This window comes from Rhodobacteraceae bacterium M382, from assembly GCA_025141015.1.
GTDB classification, from domain to species: domain Bacteria; phylum Pseudomonadota; class Alphaproteobacteria; order Rhodobacterales; family Rhodobacteraceae; genus Aliisedimentitalea; species Aliisedimentitalea scapharcae.
Window position 1 is genome coordinate 53,337 of the sequence record CP081098.1, and the last position, 21,010, is coordinate 74,346.

Consider the following 21,010-nt stretch of genomic DNA (forward strand, 5'->3'; position numbering starts at 1 on the left):
GGTTTTGGCGACCCCGGCAGGATTCGAACCTGCAACCTGCCCCTTAGGAGGGGGCTGCTCTATCCAGTTGAGCCACGGGGCCGATGACCGCTATTTAGACCAGCTTTGCCTGCATGTCACCGGAATTTCTGTAGCATTGTATTGCCCGATGTGGTTGCGTTAACGTGGTAGCGTAATCAACAAGAAGGCAGAGCTTCGTGACACTGGATACCAAACGGCCCCTGACCCTGCGTGATGTTTCCGAAGCGACAGGTGTTTCTGAGATGACGGTCAGCCGCGTACTGCGCAATCGAGGTGATGTATCCGACAAAACCCGGCAAAAGGTGCTCGTTGCGGCCAAGGAATTGGGGTACGTGCCCAACAAAATCGCCGGCGCGTTGGCATCCAGCAGGGTCAATCTTGTTGCCGTGATCATCCCGTCACTGTCGAACATGGTGTTCCCCGAAGTTCTGACCGGGATCAACAGAATCCTGGAAAACACCGAACTTCAACCAGTCGTGGGCGTTACAGACTATATCCCTGAAAAGGAAGAAAAGGTTCTGTACGAGATGTTGTCCTGGCGGCCCTCGGGTGTGATCATCGCCGGGTTGGAGCATTCCGAAGCGGCCAGGGCCATGCTGAACGCAGCAGGCATCCCGGTGGTGGAAATCATGGATACCGATGGCAAACCGGTCGACGCAATGGTTGGGATCTCGCACCGTCGTGCCGGGCGCGAGATGGCCAAGGCGATCCTGAAAGCAGGTTATCGCCACATCGGCTTTATGGGCACCAAAATGCCACTGGATCACCGCGCCCGCAAACGGTTCGAAGGATTTACCGAAGCGCTGGCCAAGGAGGGTGTCGAGATTGAAGATCGCGCCTTCTATTCAGGTGGTTCGGCGTTGGCCAAAGGTCGGGAAATGACCCAGGAAATGCTGGAACGGTCGCCAGATCTGGATTTCCTGTATTACTCCAACGACATGATTGGTGCTGGTGGGCTGCTCCACTTGCTGGATCAGGGCATTGATGTGCCGGGGCAGATCGGGCTGGCTGGATTTAACGGTGTTGAACTTCTCCAAGGCCTGCCACGTCAGTTGGCCACAATGGATGCCTGTCGTCAGGAAATCGGTCGCAAGGCAGCTGAGATCATAGCAGCCCAGCTGGATGACCCCGAAGCAGACATCGAAACCCGGATCACCCTGACACCCACCATCTCATATGGCGACACGCTGAAACGGCGATGACGGCGACGCTCGACAATCGCAGCGCGCGGCGGCTGTTTCTGGATCGGCACGCGCTGTTGGAACAGCCAACCGGGACAGCCCGGGGGCCGGCTCTTTTGGACCTGATTGACCGGTTGGGGTTTGTGCAGCTGGACAGCATCAATACGGTTGCGCGGGCCCATGATCTGATCCTGTTTTCGCGCCGCTCGACTTATCGGCACGAGAACCTCAAGCGGCTCTACGAACGGGACAAGAGCCTGTTTGAACATTGGACCCATGACGCCGCGGTCATCCCCATGCGGTTTTTCCCCCATTGGCATCTGCGCTTTCAGCGTGACGCGACCCTCCTGCGCGACCGGTATCGCAACTGGAGGCGTGACGGGTTCGAAGACCGGTTTGAAGCGGTTCTGACGCACATCCGTGATCACGGGCCAGTCAGTTCGTCAGATGTTGGCACAGATGAGAAAAAGGGGTCCGGTGGGTGGTGGGATTGGCACCCTTCAAAGACCGCACTTGAATACCTGTGGCGATCCGGCGCGCTGACCGTGATCGGACGGCAGGGGTTCAAGAAAATCTATGACTTGACCGACCGGGTGATCGAAGAATCTCTCTGCCCTGGTGCCCTGCCCTGCGATGCGGAACAAACGGTGGATTGGCTTTGCAACGCAGCCATCGATCGGCTGGGCTGCGCAACTCCGCGCGAAATCGCGGCCTTTTGGGACACCGTTTCAACACAGGAGGCCCAGAATTGGTGCATGGTTCAGCAGGCGTCCGGCGCGCTGCAACCGATCGAATTGACTTGCTGCGATGGCACACCACACAAGGTTCTGGCGCGTCCCGAAACCCTGACGCAGGTCAAGGAACTGGGCCCTGCTCCTGGGCGCATGCGGGTTCTCAGCCCATTTGACCCGGCCCTGCGGGACCGCAAGCGAGCCGAACGGCTTTTTGGGTTCCATTACAGGATCGAGGTGTTCGTTCCCGCCCCCAAACGCACATACGGTTATTATGTTTTCCCGCTGCTCGAAGGCGAACGTCTGGTTGGCCGTATCGATATGAAGGCATTTCGGGACCAGGGATGCCTGCGGGTCACCGGCCTGTGGCCGGAGGCGGGCGTGAAATGGGGAAATGCCCGCCAATCGCGATTGGAATCCGAATTGGACCGTGTCCGTCGGTTTTGCGCGCTCGAATCCGTTGAGTTTGCTGATGGATGGCTGAAAGGGAGCTGAAATTTTGATAATCTGGTCGCTGTCCAGTATCTAAAATTGTAAATTATTTTATATTTTCAGAGTGTTAAATATAATTTCCAATAGCGGTCCCTCTTACACTTTCTGTGCAGGGCACGCTGATGCACTCAGAGACATCTGTTTCCGATAATGGAAAATCACGTCGTATTTGAATGTCAAACCGCCGAATTCTGACATTTTTGCAGTTGCAGCATAAGGCTGACCCGACTACGTCTGTGCGTGGGACACCTCTCCCCAACGAGAGGCAGATATCTGTAAGGATAGCATTTATGGCTACTCAGCAACCGGCAACGCGGCCGGCCAATCCGCGTTTTTCTTCTGGCCCCTGCGCCAAGCCCCCCACATTTGATGTCACCAAACTCGCCGACGCCGCTCTTGGCCGCTCGCACCGTGCCGCCGTTGGCAAGGACAAGCTGAAGGCCGCGATTGAAGGCACGCGTGAAGTTCTGAGCATCCCCGCCGACTATCGTATCGGCATCGTTCCCGCCTCGGACACCGGAGCCGTGGAAATGGCGCTGTGGTCGCTTTTGGGTCAACGCAGGGTCGAAATGCTGGCCTGGGAATCCTTTGGGTCCGGTTGGGTCACTGATGTTGTCAAGCAACTGAAACTGGATGCCGAGGTCAAAACCGCCGACTACGGTCAGATCGTTGACCTGGCATCGGTCGATTTCAACAATGATGTCGTGTTTACCTGGAACGGTACCACCGCCGGCGTTCGTGTTCCCAATGGCGACTGGATCGCAGATGACCGCACCGGATTGACCATCTGCGACGCGACCTCGGCCGCCTTTGCAATGGATCTGCCCTGGGACAAGCTGGATGTGACCACCTTCTCCTGGCAGAAGGTTTTGGGCGGCGAGGCTGCGCACGGCATGCTGATCCTGTCACCCCGCGCCGTAGAGCGCCTGGAAAGCTATACCCCTGCCTGGCCGCTGCCCAAGATATTCCGCCTCACCAAGGGCGGGAAACTGATCGAAGGCATTTTTACCGGGGCAACCATCAACACCCCGTCAATGCTGGCTGTCGAAGACTATCTGTTCGCGCTCGATTGGGCGCGTTCGGTTGGCGGCCTTCAGGGGCTGATCGCCCGCGCCAATGCAAACGCTCAGGCGGTCTTTGATTTCTGTTTTGAAAACAACTGGATCACCAATCTGGCCGAAGATGAGGCGACCCGATCCAACACCTCGGTGTGTGTCAAATTCACCGACGCCCGCATTCAGGACGGCGCGGCCTTTGCCAAGGCGGTTGCCAAAAGGCTGGAAGCGGAAAACATCGCGCTCGATATTGGTGCCTATCGCGATGCACCTGCCGGTCTGCGGATCTGGTGTGGCGGTACAGTCGAAACCACTGACATCCAGACCATGCTGCCCTGGTTGGCTTGGGCGTATGAGGCTGAAATCAACGCCCAAACGGTCGCCGCGTAATCCAACAGCGTAGGGTGCGTGTTCACACGCACCCCTCCCCCGATCTTCCAAAAGGACCAAAACAATGGCTCCCAAAGTACTCGTCTCTGACAAACTGTCCGAAACCGCCGTCCAGATTTTTCGTGATCGCGGCATCGACGTCGATTTTCAGCCCGATCTGGGCAAAGACAAAGACAAGCTGGCCGAAGTAATCGGCCAATATGACGGGCTGGCCATTCGCTCGGCCACCAAAGTCACCGAAAAGATCCTCGCTGCAGCAGACAATCTCAAAGTCATCGCACGCGCAGGTATCGGGACGGACAACATTGACAAAGATGCTGCCTCGAAAAAAGGGGTGATCGTCATGAACACACCCTTCGGGAACATGATCACCACCGCCGAACACGCGATTGCCATGATGTTCGCCGTTGCCCGGCAGATCCCCGAAGCCTCTGCTTCGACCCATGCCGGCAAATGGGAGAAGTCCAAATTCATGGGGACCGAGCTGACCAACAAAACTCTTGGCGTCATTGGCGCGGGCAATATTGGCGGTATCGTTTGTGATCGGGCGCGGGGCCTGAAGATGAAGGTCATCGCCTATGACCCCTTCCTGGGCGAAGAAAAGGCCGACCAGATGGGTGTCGAAAAGGTAGAGTTGGATGATCTTCTGGCTCGTGCCGACTTTATCACACTGCATGTGCCGTTCACCGACGCCACCGCCAATATTCTGAGCCGCGAAAACCTGGCCAAGACAAAAAAGGGCGTGCGCATCATCAACTGTGCCCGCGGCGGTCTGGTCGACGAAGAGGCGCTGGCCGAAATGCTGCAATCTGGCCATGTGGCCGGGGCTGCCTTTGACGTTTTCGCCGTTGAACCGGCCAAGGAAAACGCCCTGTTCAATTTACCGAACGTTGTCTGCACCCCGCATCTGGGGGCCGCCACAACCGAGGCACAGGAAAACGTCGCGCTTCAGGTGGCTGAACAGATGTCGAACTATCTGCTGACCGGTGCCGTCGAAAACGCGCTGAACATGCCATCTGTGACTGCCGAAGAAGCCAAGGTCATGGGGCCCTGGTTGAAATTGGCCAGCCACTTGGGCAGCTTTGTTGGTCAGATGGCGGATGAGCCGATCCAGGCGATCAACATTCTTTATGACGGTGTCGCATCCGAGCTGAATTTGAATGCACTGAACTGTGGCTTGGTTGCAGGCATCATGAAGAAAGCAAACCCGGATGTGAACATGGTCAGCGCACCAGTTGTGGCCCGAGAACGCGGTATCCAGATCAGCACCACCAATCAGGATAAATCTGGCACCTTTGATGGGTACATCAAGGTGACCGTCGTGACCGACAAACGCGAACGATCGGTTGCCGGCACCGTGTTCAGTGACGGCAAACCGCGCTTTATCCAGATCAAAGGCATCAATATCGATGCCGAAATCGGTGCGCATATGCTGTACACAACAAACGAAGATGTTCCCGGTATCATTGGAGCATTGGGGCGGACCATGGGCGAATTTGGCGTCAATATCGCGAACTTCACCCTTGGGCGTTCCGAAGCCGGCGGCGAAGCGATCGCCCTGTTGTATGTGGACGAACCGACTCCTGCCGAAGCCCGCGCCAAGCTGGCCGAAACCGGGTTGTTCACCCAGATCAAACCATTGCAGTTTGACGTCGCCTGACCTGGCAACATCACCCGGCCGAACCGGGCCGGAACCGAACATCAAACGCGCTGCGACCCTGTCGTGGCGCGTTTAACGTTTCTCAGGGTGCCTTGAACTTGCCCCAATTCCGGTAAATTGCTGCCCAGATCAACAGTCAGTTTCCAAATTGTAAACAAACAACTTGCAGGAGAAAGAAAATGGCACTGGCAGAAACAGCAGGACATATGATCGACGCAGGCATCCTGGAGCTACTGCGTCACGAACGCACCCAGGCACTGAGCAACCGGGAATGGAAATTTCGACTGGGCGCGCATGGGCTGGCGGTCAAGGACGTTCAGGGCAAACAGATCGTAACACGCCTGCCCCAAGGTATTGAACTGGGTGTTATCCCGGCAGATGTTGCATGATGCGATCCAAATGGATCGCGTCGTTTGACGCTATTTTTCACGACCAGGTAAACTATCACGGGGCGGTGCAGGTTCCCAATTCTCAATGAGCGCCATCGCCTCCTGAGCCGTATCAACAAAGCGGAACAGGTCCAGATCCTGATCGGAAATTGTCCCCGCATCCGCCAGGGCATCCCAGTTGATCACTTTTTCCCAGAATTCCCGACCAAACAGCAGGAATGGCACCCGCTCCATCCGGCCTGTTTGAATCAGCGTCAGGGATTCAAACAATTCATCCATCGTCCCGAATCCACCCGGAAATACGCAAATCGCCCGCGCCCGCATCAGGAAGTGCATCTTGCGGATTGCAAAATAGTGGAAGTTAAAGCTGAGTTCCGGCGTGACATATTCGTTCGGCGCCTGTTCGTGTGGCAATACGATGCTCAGACCGATGGAACAGCCCCCCGCATCCGCGGCTCCGCGGTTCCCCGCCTCCATCACACCAGGGCCACCACCGGTGACGATCACATTCTCCCGACATCCACTGAGCTTGGATTTTTCGGTCATCAGCCGGGAAAATTCGCGGGCTTCGTCGTAGAAGGACGACAGGTCAGCCAAAGTCCGGGTGCGCGCCTTGTCCTTGTTGACCGGATCTGGAATACGCGCCCCCCCGAACAATACGATGGTCGAGGTGATTTCGTGTTCTTCCAACAACAGCTGCGGTTTCAGCAACTCCAATTGCAACCGAACCGGACGCAGTTCATCCCGACACAGAAAATCCTCGTCAGCAAAAGCCAACCGATAGGCCGGCGATTGGGTTTGGGGCGTCAGCGGAACATGTTCGGCGGTATCCCTATCGGAATGTGCGTCCCGAAATCGGCTGCGGCGATCGTCTTTCATGAACATGTTCCCTATTTGCCTGTTTCCTTTCAGCCTATAAGGTCGCCATCCGGAACACTAGGCACAGGCGCGTGAAATGGCTTTTAAATCAGATATTCAATCCGCGGCAAAACGTGTGTTGGGGCATGTTCAAGTGACACCGGTGCTGACCACACAAGGGTTTGGTTTGCCCTATCCCGTCGAATTGAAGCTGGAGCACATGCAACATACCGGCAGCTTCAAGGCCCGTGGGGCGTTCAACACGCTGCTCAGCCGTCCGGTTCCAGATGCCGGGCTGGTTGCCGCATCGGGAGGAAATCATGGTGCGGCTGTTGCATATGCCGCGCGAACATTAGGGCACAAAGCACGGATATTTGTTCCTGAAATGGCTGGGCCATCCAAAATCGCCCTGATCCAGCAAACCGGCGCTGACCTGGAGGTCGTTCCGGGAGCCTATGCCAATGCGCTGGAATTGGCACAGCGATTTGAACAGGACACGGGGGCCATGCAAGTGCACGCTTATGACGCCGCCGCAACTGTTGCCGGCCAGGGGACTTGCTTTGCCGAATGGGAGGGGCAGGGATTGAAAGCCGACACCATTCTGATTGCCGTTGGCGGTGGCGGATTGATCGCAGGGGCTCTGAGCTGGTTTGAGGACAGCCGCAAAATTGTTGCTGTCGAGCCCAACACCTCCTGCGCGCTACAGGCCGCGTTGAAGGCCGGGGCACCTGTAGATGTTGATGTGTCGGGCATTGCCGCCAATGCCCTGGGCGCAAAGCGGATCGGACAGATCGGTTTTGATCTTGCTCAAAAGTCAAACCTGACATCGGTGACGGTGTCGGACGACCACATCGCCCGTGCGCAGCGTGCGCTGTGGCTGGAACACCGGATCCTGGTCGAACCCGCCGGCGCTACTGCGCTGGCCGCATTGATGAGCGGCGTCTATCAACCAGAAGACGGCGAGCGGGTTGCTGTATTGGTGTGCGGCGGCAACATCGCTCCTGACCCCTTTGGGTGATGAGACCGGGGTACGGTTGCGGAACCCCGGCTTTGAAACTATCGATAATCCATGACCGCAACCATCGTCGACACAATCTATCAGGCGCTGAGCCAAAGGATCATCCAGGGCGATCTGCCTGCTGGTGAAAAACTGCGTCAGGATCACATCGCCCGCGAGTTCTCCGCCAGCCATGTGCCCGTGCGCGAAGCATTGCTGAGATTGGAAGCGCATGGGTTGGCCAAATCCCAACCCCGACGTGGCATGCGGGTAACGGCGTTGAACCCGACCGAAGTGCGCGAAATCATTGAGATGCGTGTGGCTCTGGAAATTTTGGCGCTGCAAAATGCCGCTTTCAACATGACATCCCAGGATCTAAGGGATGCCGAAGCCGCCCGCGTCGCCTGCGACGAGGCAACAGACATGGTCACCTGGGAAAACTGCAACCGGCGGTTTCATCGGGTAATCCTCGCGCCATGCGCCATGCCCCGTCTATTGGCAACGATTGATGATCTGCACATCGCCAGCGCCCGTCATCTATTCGCTCATTGGCAGCATCAATGGACCCAACGTATTGACACGGATCACGCCGCGATCCTGCAGGCACTATTGCGTCAAGACGCCCCCGCCGCCTGCGAAATCCTGCGTCGCCACCTGCGTCGGGTCCGCTGAACCCGTAAAAGGCCGCCCCAGAGGGTGTTTTCGCCGCAAACAGGGAATGACGCCTGCGCCCTTTGCCGTTATGTAGTCCCGAATCCAACCGCATCCGGAGCACCGCACAATGTCCAACGCCCAGCTGGAAACCGCAATCGAGGCCGCGTGGGAATCACGCGACACCATTACCCCTGCCACCACCGGCGAACAGCGCGAAGCCATCGAAGACACGTTGAACGCACTGGACAGCGGATCGCTGCGCGTGGCGGAAAAGCTGGACAATGGCGACTGGCATGTAAACCAATGGGCAAAAAAGGCTGTTCTGCTCGGCTTTCGCATCAAGGACATGGAAATCCAGGATGGCGGCCCGCAGGGTGGCGGCTGGTGGGACAAGGTCGACAGCAAATTTGTCGGCTGGGGCGAAAACCAGTGGAAGGCTGCCGGCTTTCGTGCTGTGCCCAACTGTATTGTCCGCAAATCTGCCTATGTTGCGCCAGGCGTGGTTCTGATGCCGTCATTCGTGAACCTGGGTGCCTATGTGGACGAAGGTACGATGGTTGACACCTGGGCCACCGTCGGCTCCTGCGCACAGATCGGCAAAAACGTGCACTTGTCAGGCGGCGTCGGCATCGGCGGCGTTCTTGAGCCCATGCAGGCCGGCCCGACCATCATCGAAGACAATTGCTTTATCGGCGCACGCTCTGAAGTGGTCGAAGGTTGCATTGTCCGCGAAGGATCCGTTCTGGGTATGGGCGTGTACATCGGCAAATCCACCAAGATCGTGGATCGCGAAACCGGTGAAGTCACCTATGGTGAAATCCCGCCCTACTCTGTGGTCGTTTCCGGCTCGATGCCGTCCAAGAACGGCATCAGCCTGTATTGCGCCGTGATCGTCAAACGTGTGGACGAGAAAACCCGTTCCAAGACCGGTATCAACGAACTCCTGCGCGACTGATCAGGTTCGGCTCCCGCAAGTATTATGGCCGCAGCGTTGCTACGCTGCGGCCTTTTTCGTTCCACGCCTGTGGTCAGGATATGCGCCAACTTCTGGACACCGACCCTCATATCGCGGCGAGCAAAACACGACTTTCATGCGCCCTGAGCGTCACCCGTGCCGTGGGACCATAGGAAGCTGTATCCAGATCCGGCATCAATTCCAGGATTTCATCTCTCGTTGCTGCGTCAAAGGATTCGATGGTCTCGATTCCCGGATGATAGCTTTCGCTATCCAACCCATTGCCCCGGACAATTTCATGCTGGTCAAACAGCAAATGGAGGTAGGTTATCGGCGTTCCATCGTCCCGCTGCCGTATCGACCTGCCATTGACCAGATACAGTGCCTTTACCAGAACTTCGGGTTGATCGAACATCAGCTCCGCTGTTTGTGATGTCAGCAAAATCCGATGGTTTGGCGATACTTCCAACCGACCGTGATGCCCCAAGGCATTTTTTTCGATTCGGACCGGCGCATGCCGCCCTTCGGCTCGGCGTTCGCTGCGACCAACCCAACGCAAAGGTTGCGCCCCATGGTCGCGTGTCAAAACCATTTCGCCCGGCTCCAAGTCTTCCACCGGGATTGAGCCCAAAGTAGTCTCGATCAATGTTCCGGCAACAAAGCAAGCCGTCGTTATCAGTTCGACAAAGGCGGTATCCGTATTCCCGTCTTCATCAGCGACGGTGTAACTGAATACATTACTCCCTTCTTCCCCGTCCGAAGTGACTTCAAAGCTCCCGTCCATTGCCAGGGTAATCTGCTCTCCGGTCGCCAATGTCACCGAATCCCCTGCTGACACAGGCTGACCGTTGATATGGGTGATCGTCAGTTCCCCGCCAACAGATGAACTGTCATTGGCCAGAACATCAACATTGCCAGATGCGAGCCCCTGAACGCTGATTGTGTCATCTTCAGCAACCAACGCCGTTTGGATCGAATCCCCGGCGATCAATAGATTGCTATCGTAGTATTGGTCGCCACCATCCGCGATGGCGATCTTGATCGTATTGGTCTCACCAGGATTGACCGGTGCCTTGAGCGTCAGTTTGACGGTGAATCCATCCATCTCCGTATTTGCCACTTCGGCGTCTGCCGGGTTGTCGACATACAGGTTGGCGTTACTCTCGTCGTTGATATTGTTGATGGTAATATCGCCGTCGCCAACACTCAGAGTTGCCGGTTCGCCATTGACCCAGACACCAACCGCGTCATTGAACCCTGAGTTCACGTATTCCAGGTATTCCTCCGAAGCAAACGTGATCTGCATGGTCAAAGTTGATCCCTCCGGGATGAACTCGGCCTCAAGAACAGCGGCGTCATAGGTTCTGGCCCCTGCCATGTCATCCAGATCATCGTCACCGCTTGTTCTGTTTACGGTTGATGTATGTGCCCGAACATTCGCGTCGCCGCTGCTGTTTGTGATATCTGTTGCTCTGCCTGTCGACAGAATGACCCCAGTATCTGATGGGGTCAGTTCGGGTGCCACGTCGTCCCCTTCTGAATAGATCCCCGACGCCCGTGCAGCCCCGGAATAATCAGCACTGACGATTTCGATACCCGAGCCAAACATGGCCTCGGCCATGTCGGTCGCAGTCGCGGAAGTATCAATTGGCAGTTCAGAAGCAGTCGGCATTGCAGTCCCCAGAAATCATCATCGCCATTCAGCAATACGGCCCAGGGTCTTGGGATTTCCTTTCCACCGTGCGTCAAAACACACAGCATTCATGTCAAATCGGCTCAATCTCGGCTTTGGCGTCGAATCTGGTCGGAATTCGACCGTCAGAGCAGGCAGCAGGGTTGAGCTTGGGCCACAGTTAACGGTATGCGAAAGCCGGATCGTCACGAGAGGCCCGGCAATGGAAAAGAAACCCAAACGCGTGCAGCAGGTTTACACCTTGCTCGTTCAAATTGGCCGCAAGGATGGTGATGGCCTCCCAAAGGGAGCCACAGGTGCCGCGCTGATGATCTTTGCTTCTGGCGTTGACGAGGCCGAAGCCGTACGCGAGACCGTCGCGATCCTGAAACAGGCAGATACCGCTCCGCTGGATGTTACCGGATATGGTACATTGGAAGAGCGAGAAGCCGAAGGTCACGAGATCGAAGCCGATGAACGCGCGCTGATGCAACGTGCGCTCGACGAGAATTCAGTAATCGTCGCACAGATGACGCCATTTTTTGACGAGCCCGGCAAAACTGTTCATTAATGGCGGGCCATCAGTTCCGCCATCCGAACCACTTGCGATAGATGGATTCATACGTCCCATCTTCGCGCAGGGACAACAGTGCCTGATTAAAGGGTTCGACCAAATCCGACCCGGTCGAGAAGGCGATCCCATAGTTTTCGGACAGAAAGATCGGCCCCACCAGCCTGCCATGCTCAAATCCATGATGGCTGGTATAATAGGACAGGATCGGAGCATCGAACACCACGGCCTGCAAGTTGCCTGCTTCGAATTCGGTCAGCATTGGTTCCAGCCCACCAAATCCCTGATAGTCGATTTCACGCCGTTCCAAAAAGCCCGCCGCCGTCGATCCACTGATCGTACCGACGCGCTGACCATATAAGTCATTTACCGAATTCACCGACCCTGTGATGGCTTCGACAGTCATGGCGGCGGTGATTTTCGCAACAAAGACCGACACGACAAATAGCGATGACACCACAAGCAGCACACCAAAGATCCTGCCAAAAAAGGTGCGCGGCATCCGCTCTTCGAACCCTCCGTTGACCACCAGGTTGAGCGCCCACCAAAAAGACGGAAACCAGGCTTCCTTCAAAGGACGTTCAAAATAGGGCTGCGACCGACGTTCCAGCAGCCACATCAACATGCCGCCCACAAACAAGACCAAAAAGGCAACACCCAGGGCGACCATGATATCCGCGGAAAACAAGGTGTGAATCAGCAGCGGCCGCCCGGAATCAGTCACCGGCACCATGATTTGCAGACCCGACGCAAAGATCGGCTGGCTAAAATCCATCTGCGCTTCGCGCGCCGCCGTGATCGAAATATTTGCAATCGCCAGATCAGCAGCCCCGGAGCGCACAGCATCAAGCATCTCCGGGAACTGATCGACCCGATCTATGGTCACTTCCAACCCCTGTGCGTGGGCTAAAGCACCGAGCAGATCCATCGAAAACCCGGTTTGCGCGCCCTGATCCGTCATCGAAAAGGGAGCACGTGTGACAGTCGCTACATTCAGCGTCTGGGCTGCGGCCTGTTGGGCCGCAACAACGACCAAGGCCGCCAGAACATAGAATATCCGGTTCAGCATTGAAAACATGAGGTCCGCCATTTTCACCCGATTACGCAGAATTTGCAGGTCAGGCAAGCATCGCGGTCAGGCCACACGCCGCTCGGCCAGAATGGTGGCGTCAAAAGCACGCAATACCGGGTGCACCGGCTTGGCGTGTTCCGGCAGGCTGTTGCGGTCCAGATCGGCCAATAGGCTTCGGGACAACACATCCCGGTTACGACGCAGCCGTCCAATGAAAAGACTGTCGGCCATGGTCCCCGCAACTTTCATGGCTTCGTGGCCGGGCAGGACCAGCTGTTGATATGTGATCAGCTGCCCAACGGGCGGTATATAGGCCCGCGGAGTTCCCGTCAGATGACGCGTCGACAGCAGAACCGCCTGACATCCGAATAAATATTCCACCTCGGAACCGGTCAGAAGCAGCCGTTGGGCTGGGGACACATCAATATCACGCCACAGCCCAAAGAAAGGGGCCCGCAACCTGACAGGCCGGAATGATCCCCGCGCAGGGACAACGCGCGAGATTTTGTGCAAGATCGGAACCGCGCAATCGTTTTGCGTCAAAACCACATCGCCCCGGCGCAGTTTGGAAATCGGCCGATAGCCGTCTGGCGTTGCGATTGGCGTGTCCATCGCCAGCGATGGCATTGGACCGATGGGTTCGATACCCGCTGACAGCGCCAGGTATCGCACTTCGCGCGACACATACCGTTCTGGCCCAGGCATTAACAAAGCTCGTGCATCCATGACTCGCAAGGGGCGTGGCGACGAGACCGGCACCGAAATCACGCAATCATCCTGTGGTCGTTCGACCGTCAACCGTGCCCAGCGCCGTGGTGCATCCCAGACATAGGTAATCCGCAGAGTTTCCGTACGTCCCCCTTCGGAATGATTGATTGTCTGATGCAATGGAAGTCCACCCTGGTTCAATACCAGGCTCAACCCTCCGCCGGGAATCGCGTGCAACGCCAAATGCAATGGCCATTCGCCCTGTTGATCATAGATGAACAGGGGTTCCATCCTGGCCGTCGCCGGAACATTCGTTTCGACGACCAGAGATCCTCGTACCATCAAGGCATCAGGACCGGATTGGACCAGTTTTGCCGCGCCTTTGGGTTGCCCCAGTCCCTGAGGGGCAAACCAATGCCCGTCATGATCGGACAAGGCGATCCAGTTGGCCATTATGCAGCCTGTTCTCGGTTGAACAACAGCTGGGTTTCATAGCTGCGCAATGTAGGTCTGGCTGCAGGTCCATAGCCTTCACCTGTGTGCGGGTCCAGTTCTGGAAACAGGGTACAGATTTCGTCGATAATCGGTTGCTCGAACAGGCTGGAGCTTTGTGGACCGGGCAGAAAGCTTTCGGTTTGCAGCCCTTCGGAATAGACTACCTGATGGCGATCAAACATGATGTGGACATAGGTGACTTCACCGCCTTGATGACGCACCACGGACTGATCGTTGATCATGTCCTTGGCCGCCACCAGAACTTCGTCCTCACCAAACAGAAGTTCGGCAACCGCATCGCGCACCAAAATTCGATGTTGGGGTGAAACCAACAGGTCGCGATGTTCACCAAAGGTCCCCGCCCGAATGTGGATAGGGGCATAATCCCCAGTCGCCTGCACCACCCGCGACCCGATCCAGCGCAAGGGCTGAGCCCCGTCATCCCGGGTCCAGACTGGATCTCCCGGTTGCAATTCCTCCACTGGCACCTCGCCATAAGGAGTTGCGATCAACGTTCCGGCAACGAAACACGGGATGGAATTGACCTGTACAATACCTGTGTCGGTGTTCGCCCCATTCGACACGGTGTACGTAAAGTTGAATTCCTCGGTGTCCCCGTCACCTATGACCTTGAGCGTACCATCTGAGTTCAACTGAACACTTTGGCCAGTATTGAGCTGAACGATATCGCCAACATTGACCGCGATGCCATTGATGTGGGTAATGGTCAGCGTGCCGCCGCTGGCACTGACGTCATTGGCTGTCACGTCCAGATCAACAGATCCCGTTGGAAACAGATCCGTGGAATCGCCCAATGCCACCAGGTCGGTTTGAACTGAATTTGCTGCAATCAGCAGGTTGGAATCATAGCTGCTGTCTGTCACATCCGCGATGCCGATACGGATTGTATTCACAACGCCCGGGATGACATTCATGGTCAGCGTCATGGTCACGGTCAGACCATCCATCTCGGTGTTGTAGGCGTCGCCGGTATTGTCCAGAAACAGGTTTTCATTGGTGCTGCTGTTCACATTTCCCGGATCAGTATCACCATCGCCAATCCCCAGTTCCACCTGCGTTCCATTAACCCAGACACCCACAAAATCCTGATACAGAGAATCCGTATATTCCGGGTATTCTTCCGAAGAAAACACAAACTGCATGGTCATCAACGACCCGGTCGGGATAAAGCTGACATCCAGATAAGAGGCGTCATAGGTATTCGTACCCGCCGCAGCATTGAAGTCCGGATTGTTGTTTTGACCAGAGGTGTTGGTCGATGTGCTGGCTGACCGGTTCGGGTCTCCGCCCGAACGGGTGAAATGCGAGGCGCGACCAGTTGACAGGATTACGCCGGTGTCTCCCGGTGTCGCACCAGGTGCCAACGCATCCCCGTTAGAATAGATCGCCGAAGATTGGCTCCATCCAGAATAGGACGCGCTGACAACTGTCGCACCATCTCCAAAGATCGCCTCGGCCATTGCTGTGGCGTTGGCATTTGTCTGATAGCCAAGTTCGGCACCCGTCGCCATTTTCTGCCCCTTTTTTCATTCCAAGGCAGAAATTCCGCGAACAGGCAAATCCCGGTCACGAAATAGGTTCTCCAGCCATAGTATGGCGGAGAGAAAAATTGGCGGCCTCTTGTGTGCCGTCCTGCTCGAATTGCCCTGCCTCGGGTCATTTTGTTTGCCTCAGATGTATCACGACTTTTTCAGCTTGCTAAGGCGTTTCATAATGCTGCCGCCAAGTTGCTGCTTTTGAGGCACATTTGACACAAGCCCCCAGCTTACCCATCAAGGTGAGCTCAGAAGGGTTTGGTTGGCGGATATGTGGTTTGCACCGAGTATCAAACCGCGCTAGGCCAGTTTCAACGACCCCTTTCCGGAGCCTGCGCCATGTCTCATACAGATCCCGCCCAGCTGACAGCCGATTTGATCCGCTGCCCTTCAGTAACACCTGAGGAGGGAGGCGCTCTGGTACTCCTGGAAAAGCTGTTGAGTGATGCCGGTTTCGACTGCACTCGCGTGGATCGAGGGGGCATCAGCAACCTGTTTGCCCGTTGGGGAACACAAGGTCACGCCCGGACGTTTGGGTTCAACGGTCATACGGATGTCGTGCCGGTCGGGGATGTGGCGGCCTGGACTGTTGATCCCTTTGGTGCCGAAGAAATCGACGGATTCATGTATGGCCGTGGTGCAACTGACATGAAATCTGGCGTGGCCGCCTTTGCCGCTGCGGCTGTTGATTTCGTGCGGGACACACCTCCGGACGGGGCGATCATTCTGACGATCACCGGCGACGAAGAGGGCGATGCATACGACGGCACCACCGCTTTGCTGGACTATATGAACAAGTCGGGCGAGGCGATGTCGGTCTGTCTGGTGGGCGAACCGACCTGTCCTGATCACATGGGCGAGATGATGAAAATCGGGCGGCGCGGGTCGATGACGACCTGGTTTACGTTCTCCGGGGTTCAGGGCCACGCCGCATACCCGCATCGGGCCAACAATCCGTTGCCTGCCATGGCACGCCTGATGGATCGGTTGGCATCACACGAACTGGATCAGGGCAGTGACCACTTTGATGCCTCGACCCTGGCAGTGGTGACAATGGACACTGGCAACCCTGCAACCAATGTGATCCCGGCGCACTGTCATGCCACAGTAAACATTCGGTTCAATGATCTGCACAACGGTGCCGCGCTGAGCGATTGGCTAAAGACCGAAGCTGACAAGGTCGCAGACACATTTGGTGTCGGCATCGAACTAAAGACCAAGATTTCGGGCGAAAGCTTCCTGACACCTCCGGGCACGCTGTCCAATCTGGTTGCCGCCTCTGTCAAAGCGGAAACGGGGGTAACACCAGTTCTGTCCACTACCGGGGGTACGTCAGATGCGCGCTTTGTCAAAAATCACTGCCCGGTTGTCGAATTTGGCCTGGTGGGTCGCACCATGCACCAGGTGGATGAACGGGTTGAAATCGATCAGATCCACCAACTAAAGGCGATCTACACGCGTGTCCTGCGGGACTATTTTGCCTGATCCCGCATGAAACGCACATTGGTCATCATGGTCAAGGTTCCGCGCCCCGGGAGGGTCAAGACCCGTTTGGGGCGCGACATTGGCATGGACGCGGCCGCCTGGTGGTTTCGCCACCAATCGGCGCGGCTGATCCGTCGGCTGCGTGACCCACGCTGGCAGATCGTTTTGGCGGTCGCGCCGGATGTCGCGGGAATGGCGTCCAAAGTATGGCCTGCTGACCTTCACCGCATTCCGCAGGGAAACGGCGATCTGGGAGACCGGATGGGACGCATATTGCGCTCTATGCCGGCGGGGCCCGTGTGCATCATCGGAGCGGATATTCCGGGGATCACGCGCACGCATGTCGCGCGAGCCTTTGCGGCATTGGGAGACCATGATGCGGTCTTTGGACCTGCCTTTGATGGCGGGTACTGGCTGGTCGGGGCCAAACGTGTTGCCGCCTTACCCAGTGGGATGTTTCGCAACGTCCGCTGGTCAACACCACATGCATTGGCCGACACAATCGCCACACTGCCGGGGCGGCGTATCGCGCAGGTCGATCAATTGCGTGATGTCGATACTGTCCTGGACTTGCAACCAGCACCTTTGCCCTGAACGTACCATCGCTTTTGCGCATGACGAAGGCGGGTTGCCGTGCTAGGGCACATGACATGACGCGTATCCCTTCCAAGCAGGAGGTCCTTGATTGGATCTCGGCGCACCCGACCCAGAATTCGAAACGAGACATTGCCCGTGCCTTTGGCATCAAGGGGTCTGACCGGATCGACCTGAAACGGCTTCTCAAAGAGCTCGAAGCCGAGGGGCATCTGGAAAAGCGACGCAAAACCTATCGCGACCCCGAACGGCTGCCACCGGTCAGCATCCTGCAAGTCAAGGCACCGGATGCAGATGGCGACCTGTTTGCACGCCCCCTGGAATGGCACGGGGAAGGTGTGGAACCTGTTGTGCTGGTCATGCCCCGCGCCAGCGATCCGGCGTTGGGTGAAGGTGATCGAATTCTGGCCCGGCTGACGTTTGTGCAGGAGAGCGACCATTCCTACGAAGCCAGGCTGATCCGACGCATCGGTACCAATCCGAAACGCATCCTGGGCGTGTTCCGCAAGGGGTCCGAAGGCGGGCGTATTGTGCCGATCGAAAAATCTGCGTCTACCGAATGGACTGTGGCTGAAGGTGCTATTGGCGGTGCACGCGATGGTGAGCTGGTCGAGGCAGAACAGGCCGGACCAAAAACGCGGCTGGGCCTGCCCAAAGCGCGGATCATCAACCGTCTGGGTGATCCATCCGCCCCCAAGGCCGTATCGCTGATCGCCATTCATCAACATGGCATACCCGACAGCTTCCCGGACGCCGCCATTGATGAGGCTGACAAGGCCAAGCCCATGGGCCTGAGCGGACGCAAGGATCTGCGTGATATGCCATTGGTCACAATTGACCCTTCGGATGCGCGCGACCATGACGATGCTTGTTTCGCTCAGGCCGATGACGACCCGAACAACCCTGGAGGTCATGTCGTCTGGGTCGCGATTGCCGATGTGGCAGCCTATGTTCAAAATGGCACGGCACTGGACCGCGAGGCCCGCACGCGCGGCAACTCCAGCTATTTCCCCGACCGAGTTGTCCCTATGCTACCTGATCGGCTGTCCGGAGATTTGTGTTCTCTGCACGAAGGGGTACCGCGCCCTTGTGTCGCCGTTCGGATGCAATTGGACAGCGAAGGCCACAAGATCAGCCATGAATTTGTACGGGGCCTGATGAAATCAGTCGCTTCGCTGCATTATGCCGAAGTGCAGGACGCGATGGACGGTGCTGCCAATGAACGCACCGAACCGTTGATGGATGATGTCATACGACCGCTCTATGCGGCCTATGACGCGCTGAAAGCAGCGCGAGCCAAGCGCCAGCCCCTGGAACTGGACCTGCCAGAACGGCGCATTGTTTTGGATGACGATGGTCAGGTGCAATCGGTCAACTTCCGCGACCGGTTGGATGCCCATCGCCTGATCGAAGAATTCATGATCCTCGCCAACGTCTGTGCGGCAGAAACCCTGATCGCCAAACGGTCCCCCCTGTTGTTCCGTGTGCACGAAGAACCCGCCCCAGAAAAGCTGGAAGCGCTGCGCGAGACCGCCCAGTCTGCCGGCTTGACCCTCGCCAAGGGGCAGGTGTTGCAAACCCGGCACCTGAACGCCTTGTTGAACCAGGCAGCCGGTACGGACGAGGCCGAGTTGATCAATATCTCGACTCTTCGCTCGATGACACAGGCCTATTACAGCCCTGAAAACTTTGGTCATTTCGGGTTGGCTTTGCAAAGATACGCCCATTTCACCTCGCCCATTCGCCGTTATGCTGACCTGATCGTGCATCGCGCACTGATCTCGTCGCATGGGTGGGGCGATGATGGGCTGGCCCCGGATGAAATTGATCGGCTCGAAGATACGGCCACTCATATCTCGGAAACCGAACGTCGGTCGATGATGGCTGAACGTGACACCACCGACCGATATCTGGCCGCCTATCTCAGCGAGCGTGTCGGAAATGAGTTCACCGGTCGCATTAGCGGCATCGCCCGGTTTGGCGCCTTTGTGAAACTGGACGAAACCGGAGCAGATGGGTTGGTTCCGGTGCGCACACTGGGGCGTGAATTCTTCCATTTTGATGCCGAAAGCGGCACGTTGATGGGCAGTGACACCGGGCTTCTCATCTCGATCGGACAGCGAGTCACCGTGCGTATCACTCAGGCTACGCCTGTCACCGGAGGGCTGGAGCTGGAGTTGCTGACGCTTGACGGTCAGGCCCTACCCCGAGGAGGTGTGCGCCGCAGCCCCGCAGGTCAAACGGCAAGACGCAAGTCCGTCAAGGCCAAACGAAAGAAGGACAAGATCGCCCGCAAGGTTGAACGCAAGCGCCGCTAGGCACTGCGACGCGTCAATTTGTAGGTCAAAGCCCGTTCGACCAACCACCCATGGCGCAGGGATTCGATGTCGGCGACCTTGGAAAACAAAACAGCTCGCGTCCCTTCCACCCTGTCCCAAGCCGGAAATTTCTGCTGAAATTCTGGAATGACCCGGCTTTGACAATGGACAAATAGGGCAAAGCCACCTGTCTTTGGCACACCCAATCTGATGGGTGTGCCGGATTTTGTCTGCTCGGTGATGTAAGACGGTTGCCCCCACCGCAATGCTTCGGTGACAGGCCCAACTTTGGGGAGGTTGGCGGCCGTCTCAAAGATCAATTGCCGCAATGCCAACATCCCCTCGCGCGCCTCGGGTTCCGAACTGTCAAAAACCGCCTGAACAAGGTCGCTGGAAAACGGCTGTCTCACGGCAGTGGCACCGCTTTGCGAACGCGCTCTGCATATGCAGAAAGCACAGGATCATCGCTGATCCGCTTGTTCAATTCGGTCTTGATCGGTGTTTCCATCATTGCCGACAGCATTGGCCCCATGCTCAGATCCGCGGCTGTTACCTGCTCGCCAAACAAGAATGGGCGATCCCCCAGCAAGTTTGCAATGGCTACCAGATCCTTTTCCAGGCGGGCATGACGCTCTGATTGGGAAAACCTGGATGTGCCCTGAAATCCCAACCCCCTGAGCACAGATTTTCGTATGGAGTTCGAAATGGGACGCCGGATCCAACGGGGAATCGCGACAAAAAATATGTCTCGAATGATCGGCCACACGGTATCATTGGCCCAACGATCCTGAACGATGTGGAAATACAGGTGATCTTCGGCCATGTGGATCAGCGCGCGGGAATGGGCCTTTTGTTCGGGGGTCAATCCGGGGTCGAAATCCATGCCGGCCTGTTCCAGCCAGTCCCGGATGGAGTCGCTGTCTGCAACCAACCGTTCCCCGGTTTTCATCACCGGTAGCTTTTGGTGCGGCATTTTGCGGGGATCCAGCAGATCCTCGCGTTGCCACGGCTGACCAGATTGGGCCAACAGCATGGCCGCCTTGACGCAAAAGGGGCTGAGGCTGAACGTTGCTAGATTGCCGGGATAGGTGAGGAGGGTCAGCATGGTGTCGAATTTCCTTGTGAAGTATTCCATCAACCTTAGCTGCCAGTCATG

General features: G+C 56.9%; 19 protein-coding genes and 1 tRNA gene. 12 read left to right on the plus strand and 8 right to left on the minus strand.

From position 1 onward, the window contains the following. Positions 1-5: 5 nt before the first annotated feature. A tRNA-Arg gene (locus K3727_00230) sits at positions 6-82 on the minus strand. Positions 83-197: 115 nt separating this feature from the next. Here K3727_00230 and K3727_00235 point away from each other — a divergent pair. From K3727_00235 to K3727_00255, 5 genes are all read left to right on the plus strand, one after another. Beyond that, positions 198-1,223 carry a LacI family DNA-binding transcriptional regulator gene (locus tag K3727_00235; protein UWQ91288.1) on the plus strand — a complete coding sequence of 342 codons (1,026 nt, stop codon included), beginning with the start codon at positions 198-200 and terminating at the stop codon, positions 1,221-1,223. Beyond that, positions 1,220-2,428 (plus strand): winged helix DNA-binding domain-containing protein, encoded by a 1,209-nt coding sequence (locus K3727_00240; protein ID UWQ91289.1) that lies wholly within the window; start codon positions 1,220-1,222, stop codon positions 2,426-2,428. Before K3727_00235 ends, K3727_00240 begins: the two co-directional genes overlap by 4 nt. A 287-nt stretch (positions 2,429-2,715) precedes the next feature. Beyond that, complete coding sequence (locus K3727_00245; protein UWQ91290.1) at positions 2,716-3,870, plus strand: phosphoserine transaminase; 1,155 nt, start codon at positions 2,716-2,718, stop codon at positions 3,868-3,870. Between the two features lie 64 nt (positions 3,871-3,934). After that, complete coding sequence (serA, locus tag K3727_00250) at positions 3,935-5,530, plus strand: phosphoglycerate dehydrogenase (GenBank protein ID UWQ91291.1); 1,596 nt, start codon at positions 3,935-3,937, stop codon at positions 5,528-5,530. Positions 5,531-5,709: 179 nt separating this feature from the next. Continuing rightward, entirely contained in the window at positions 5,710-5,919 is a 210-nt protein-coding gene (locus K3727_00255; GenBank protein UWQ91292.1) for a hypothetical protein, read from the plus strand. Between the two features lie 30 nt (positions 5,920-5,949). Here the strand turns inward: K3727_00255 and K3727_00260 are convergent, their stop codons facing one another. Next, positions 5,950-6,798 (minus strand): TIGR00730 family Rossman fold protein, encoded by an 849-nt coding sequence (locus tag K3727_00260; GenBank protein ID UWQ91293.1) that lies wholly within the window; start codon positions 6,796-6,798, stop codon positions 5,950-5,952. Between the two features lie 76 nt (positions 6,799-6,874). Here K3727_00260 and K3727_00265 point away from each other — a divergent pair, with 76 nt between their 5' ends. From K3727_00265 to dapD, 3 genes are all read left to right on the plus strand, one after another. Beyond that, positions 6,875-7,795, plus strand: a complete 921-nt coding sequence (locus K3727_00265; protein UWQ91294.1) for a threonine/serine dehydratase — start codon at positions 6,875-6,877, stop codon at positions 7,793-7,795. A 51-nt stretch (positions 7,796-7,846) separates the two neighbouring features. Next, complete coding sequence (locus tag K3727_00270) at positions 7,847-8,446, plus strand: GntR family transcriptional regulator (protein ID UWQ91295.1); 600 nt, start codon at positions 7,847-7,849, stop codon at positions 8,444-8,446. A gap of 109 nt (positions 8,447-8,555) precedes the next feature. Next, positions 8,556-9,383, plus strand: coding sequence for a 2,3,4,5-tetrahydropyridine-2,6-dicarboxylate N-succinyltransferase (dapD, locus tag K3727_00275; GenBank protein UWQ91296.1), 828 nt, complete (start codon positions 8,556-8,558; stop codon positions 9,381-9,383). A gap of 106 nt (positions 9,384-9,489) precedes the next feature. Here the strand turns inward: dapD and K3727_00280 are convergent, their stop codons facing one another. Beyond that, positions 9,490-11,055 carry a choice-of-anchor L domain-containing protein gene (locus tag K3727_00280; GenBank protein ID UWQ91297.1) on the minus strand — a complete coding sequence of 522 codons (1,566 nt, stop codon included), beginning with the start codon at positions 11,053-11,055 and terminating at the stop codon, positions 9,490-9,492. A 223-nt stretch (positions 11,056-11,278) separates the two neighbouring features. On the opposite strand from K3727_00280, the gene K3727_00285 reads away from it, so the two are divergent. Next, positions 11,279-11,626, plus strand: coding sequence for a hypothetical protein (locus K3727_00285; protein ID UWQ91298.1), 348 nt, complete (start codon positions 11,279-11,281; stop codon positions 11,624-11,626). Between the two features lie 10 nt (positions 11,627-11,636). Here the strand turns inward: K3727_00285 and K3727_00290 are convergent, their stop codons facing one another. The 3 genes from K3727_00290 to K3727_00300 form a co-directional block, all read right to left on the minus strand. Continuing rightward, positions 11,637-12,695, minus strand: a complete 1,059-nt coding sequence (locus K3727_00290) for a transporter substrate-binding domain-containing protein (GenBank protein ID UWQ93212.1) — start codon at positions 12,693-12,695, stop codon at positions 11,637-11,639. Between the two features lie 66 nt (positions 12,696-12,761). After that, the gene (locus tag K3727_00295) at positions 12,762-13,748 is read right to left on the minus strand and encodes a Hint domain-containing protein (protein ID UWQ93213.1); all 987 of its coding nucleotides are present in this window, start codon (positions 13,746-13,748) and stop codon (positions 12,762-12,764) included. A gap of 110 nt (positions 13,749-13,858) precedes the next feature. Next, positions 13,859-15,433 (minus strand): Hint domain-containing protein, encoded by a 1,575-nt coding sequence (locus K3727_00300; GenBank protein UWQ91299.1) that lies wholly within the window; start codon positions 15,431-15,433, stop codon positions 13,859-13,861. 363 nt (positions 15,434-15,796) lie between these two features. Between K3727_00300 and dapE the strand changes: the two genes are divergently transcribed. From dapE to rnr, 3 genes are read left to right on the plus strand one after another with little or no spacing between them, the layout of a single operon-like run. Further along, the gene (dapE, locus tag K3727_00305; protein UWQ91300.1) at positions 15,797-16,942 is read left to right on the plus strand and encodes a succinyl-diaminopimelate desuccinylase; all 1,146 of its coding nucleotides are present in this window, start codon (positions 15,797-15,799) and stop codon (positions 16,940-16,942) included. A 6-nt stretch (positions 16,943-16,948) separates the two neighbouring features. Continuing rightward, positions 16,949-17,536, plus strand: coding sequence for a TIGR04282 family arsenosugar biosynthesis glycosyltransferase (locus K3727_00310; GenBank protein UWQ91301.1), 588 nt, complete (start codon positions 16,949-16,951; stop codon positions 17,534-17,536). 56 nt (positions 17,537-17,592) lie between these two features. Continuing rightward, on the plus strand, positions 17,593-19,854 hold the full coding sequence (gene rnr / locus K3727_00315) for a ribonuclease R (protein ID UWQ91302.1): 2,262 nt from the start codon (positions 17,593-17,595) through the stop codon (positions 19,852-19,854). Here the strand turns inward: rnr and K3727_00320 are convergent. Next, the gene (locus K3727_00320; GenBank protein UWQ91303.1) at positions 19,851-20,264 is read right to left on the minus strand and encodes a DUF1801 domain-containing protein; all 414 of its coding nucleotides are present in this window, start codon (positions 20,262-20,264) and stop codon (positions 19,851-19,853) included. The two genes, rnr and K3727_00320, sit on opposite strands and share 4 nt — an antisense overlap. Next, positions 20,261-20,959, minus strand: a complete 699-nt coding sequence (locus K3727_00325; protein ID UWQ93214.1) for a glutathione S-transferase family protein — start codon at positions 20,957-20,959, stop codon at positions 20,261-20,263. The genes K3727_00320 and K3727_00325 overlap by 4 nt, the downstream gene beginning before the upstream one ends. Positions 20,960-21,010: the final 51 nt, after the last annotated feature.